A 3,347-nucleotide genomic window follows, 5' to 3' on the forward strand; every position below is an offset into this window, starting at 1 on the left:
CCCCCGGCACCGGGGGCGGCCCCACGGCTCGGAACCACGAGCCGCGGGCTCGTTCCCTGCTCGCTCCACCGACCCGAGGATGCGTGGTCACGCGTGAAGAAGTTCGCCATATTCGATCTCGACGACACCCTGGTGGACAGCACCGGCGCGATCGACCGGTGGTTCGTCGAGCTGACCGAGCAGCGCGGCCTGGGACCGGACGGACTGGAGTTCCTGCGCAACGAGCAGCAGCGGCCGGTGTCCCCGGCGGAGACCTTCCGCGCGATCGTCGACCGCTTCGGCTTCCCCGAGTCGCCGGCCGAGCTGCGGCGCCTGTTCTGGGAGCGCTGGCCGCGGCTCGTGCGGACCTTCGACGGTGTCCCGGAGCAGCTCCGCGCGCTGCGTGAACACGGCTGGCTGCTGGCCCTGTTGACCAACGGCAGGGAGGACCAGCAACGGCCCAAGATGCGTGACGGCCTGGCCGACCTGTTCGACGCCGTGTGCTTCGCCGACGACGAGGTGGTGAGCAAGCCCCACCCGGACGTCTTCCGGCTCGTCGCGCGCCGCGCCGCCACCGGACTGGAGGGCGCGTGGATGGTCGGCGACTCCCTGGAGCACGACGTCGCGGGCGCCGCACCCCTGGGCATGTCGACGATCTGGGTCTCGCAGGGCAGCGCGCTGCCGGCCGGGGTGCCGGTCCCGGACCGGATCGTGGAGACGGTGGCGGACGCCTTCCCGCTCCTGATGTCGACGATGGCCTAAAGGGCGTGAGGCGGCTCACGTTTGGAATTCGAGGAGGCGAATTCGGCGCGCTCCACTCGCGGCTGCGGCGGACTGGTGCGGAGGGGCCGGGGCAGGGGATTCACGCCGCTTCTGTTTTTGTTTCAAGCATGTTGACAGTCCGCTATGGCTGGGTCAGGATGTGAGGGTGACATGATCACGTCAAAGCGCAACTCGCATTAGGCGGCGCCGGCGGCGACCTCGCGCGGCGCACGGGGGAGAATTCTTGTCGCTCAAAATCTATCTGCTTTTCCAGACCTTTATCGAGCGCTTCCTGCTCTTTGCCATTCCGCTCATGGTGTTCCGGGTCACCGGCAGTGTGCAGTCCTCGGGTGTGTCGCTCCTGGTCGAGTGGCTGCCGACCATCCTGGTGCTCCCGCTGACCGGAATCATCGTGGACCGCTACGGCGTCCGGAACGTCTTCGTGGGATCGAACGCGGTCCGGTTCGGCGTCTGCTTCCTGTTCTTCGGAATCCTGCTGGGATCGGAGAGCGCGGCCGCGTACATCTGCGTGGGCGGAGTGCTGTCGCTGTTCAACCTGCTGGCCTACGTCGCCTTCGAGAAGCACATCACCGTGCTGGAAGGCGAAGGCGAGGTCGCGAAGGCCTTCTCCTTCTTCCAGTTCAACCAGCAGGCGATGCAGGTGATCGTGCCCATCTGCGGCGCGTGGATCGTGGTGCACCTCGCCCCGCACCTGCTCTTCCTCATCTCGGCCCTGTCCTACGCGCTCCTCCTGGTGCTGGCCTGGAGCATGTCGAGCGACGAACGCCGGGGCCGGGCCTCGTTGGGCGGCACCTTCACGGCGATCGGGGAGGCGTTCGGCTTCGTCGCCGGCAGCGTCACCCTGCGCTGGCTCGGCATCCTCATGATGTCGACGAACTTCGCCTTCGGCCTCATGTACACGGCCCTTCCCGACCTGGTCCTGCACGTCGGCGGGCGGTCCGAGATCTACCTGGGGATCGTGTACGGACTGGCCGCCGTGGTCTCGCTCGCGTACTTCCTGTCGAGTTCGAGGATCGCGGAGAAGAACCTGGTGGAGCCGCTGGGAATCATGGCCTCGCTCGTGATCCCGGCCAGTCCGCTGCTGCTCGCCTTCTCCACCGGTGTGCCCGTCATCGCCCTGTCCTTCTGCCTGGTGGCCGGCCCCCTGGTGGCCTTCTCGGTGCACGCCAGAGTGGTCCGGAACGCGGCCATGCCGGAGAAGAACTACGCGCTGACCATCTCGATCACGATGATTCTCTCGTTGCTCGGACTTCCGCTGGCGGGCGGGTACATCGCGCTCGCCACGTCCTATCTTTCCGTCCAGTCGGCAATCGTCGCGGCCTCCCTCGTCGCGCTCCTGCTGTCCGTGGTGAGCTTGCGCGCAATGCGCCCCGCCTACCAGCGCGCATAGCCGCCGTCCGGCGCCACCGCGCCCGGCCATTCGTGAAACCTCGCCTTCGAGTCGGCGTTCCGGACTCGGCGCCGGCCTGTTCCAGGAGAAGACCCTGCCATGCCGAAAGCCCCGTATTGTCGTGATCCTGAATCGAGTACCCCTATAGCGTTGAGCTCGTTGCGGCCGGCCGATTCGCCGCGTTTCGGCATCGACGTCGAGCACGTCCGCCGGCTCGCGGAGAGCGAAACCGAGTTCGAGCCGATCCTGGTGCACCGCGAGACGATGCGGGTGGTGGACGGGATGCACCGGCTGCACGCGGCGACGCTGCGCAAGGAAAGCACCATCGCCGTACGGTGGTTCGACGGGGACGAGCAGGCGGCCTTCCTGCTCGCGGTGGAGTCCAACGTCCGGCACGGACTCCCGCTCTCCCTTGAGGAACGGAAGCAGGCCGCGCTGCGCCTGCTCAGCTACCACCCGGACTGGTCGGATCGCTACATCGCCAAGATGAGCGGTCTGAGTGCCAAGAGCGTGGGGGCGATCCGGCAGCGGTCCGGTGAGCAGGAGGCGCAGCCCGAGGTGCGCACCGGCTGCGACGGCCGCGCCCGCCCGGCGAGCACCGCGGCGGGGCGCGCCGCCGCCGCGGAGCTGATCCGGCAGAACCCGTCGGCGTCCCTGCGGGAGGTCGCGCGACAGGCCGGAATCTCGGTGGGCACCGTCCGGGACGTCCGGCAGCGCCTGGCGAGCGGTCAGGAGCCCGTGCCGACGAGGTGCCGGACGGGCCGTCCGGCGGGGCCCGTGCGGATCCCGAACCGAACCGGTCGCCCGGGGCCGGAAGCCGTCTCCGACCCGGTGGAGCGGATCACCATCTTCGACCGGCTCCGCCGGGATCCGTCCCTCCGGCTCAGTGAGAACGGGCGCTTCGTCCTGCAGCAGCTACGCACGCAGCTGTCCAGCGCGGAGGACTGGAAGCGGCTCGCCCCCGCCATTCCGGTGCACGGCAGGACCGCGGTCGCGGAGATCCTGTCCGCCTGCGCGGACGACCTCCTGGGCATCGCCCAGGAGCTGCGCAGCGCCGAGGACTCCCTGGCCGGCTGACCTCGCACGGCCGTCGCCGAGGGGCCGGGGCGGCCGTGCGGACAGGCCGTGCCGGATCACCCACGCGAAGCGCCGGCTGCTCCGAACCTCGTACGGCGCCCGGCCGGGAAACCCCGGC

The 3,347-nt window shown here is 69.2% G+C and carries 3 protein-coding genes; all 3 read left to right on the forward strand.

The features are described 5' to 3' along the window. Window positions 1-93: 93 nt before the first annotated feature. The 3 genes from ACFU7Y_RS42040 to ACFU7Y_RS42050 all read left to right on the forward strand — a co-directional run bounded on the left by ACFU7Y_RS42040 (window position 94) and on the right by ACFU7Y_RS42050 (window position 3,229). Window positions 94-741 (forward strand): HAD family hydrolase, encoded by a 648-nt coding sequence (locus tag ACFU7Y_RS42040; protein ID WP_224275110.1) that lies wholly within the window; start codon window positions 94-96, stop codon window positions 739-741. A 244-nt stretch (window positions 742-985) separates the two neighbouring features. After that, window positions 986-2,152: an MFS transporter gene (locus ACFU7Y_RS42045; RefSeq protein WP_380771704.1), complete on the forward strand. Its 1,167-nt coding sequence runs from the start codon at window positions 986-988 to the stop codon at window positions 2,150-2,152. Window positions 2,153-2,302: 150 nt separating this feature from the next. Then, the gene (locus tag ACFU7Y_RS42050; RefSeq protein ID WP_224275106.1) at window positions 2,303-3,229 is read left to right on the forward strand and encodes a ParB N-terminal domain-containing protein; all 927 of its coding nucleotides are present in this window, start codon (window positions 2,303-2,305) and stop codon (window positions 3,227-3,229) included. The last annotated feature ends 118 nt before the right edge of the window (window positions 3,230-3,347 follow it).

Source organism: Kitasatospora sp. NPDC057542 (assembly GCF_042801945.1).
In the GTDB taxonomy this organism is placed as follows: Bacteria; Actinomycetota; Actinomycetes; order Streptomycetales; family Streptomycetaceae; genus Kitasatospora.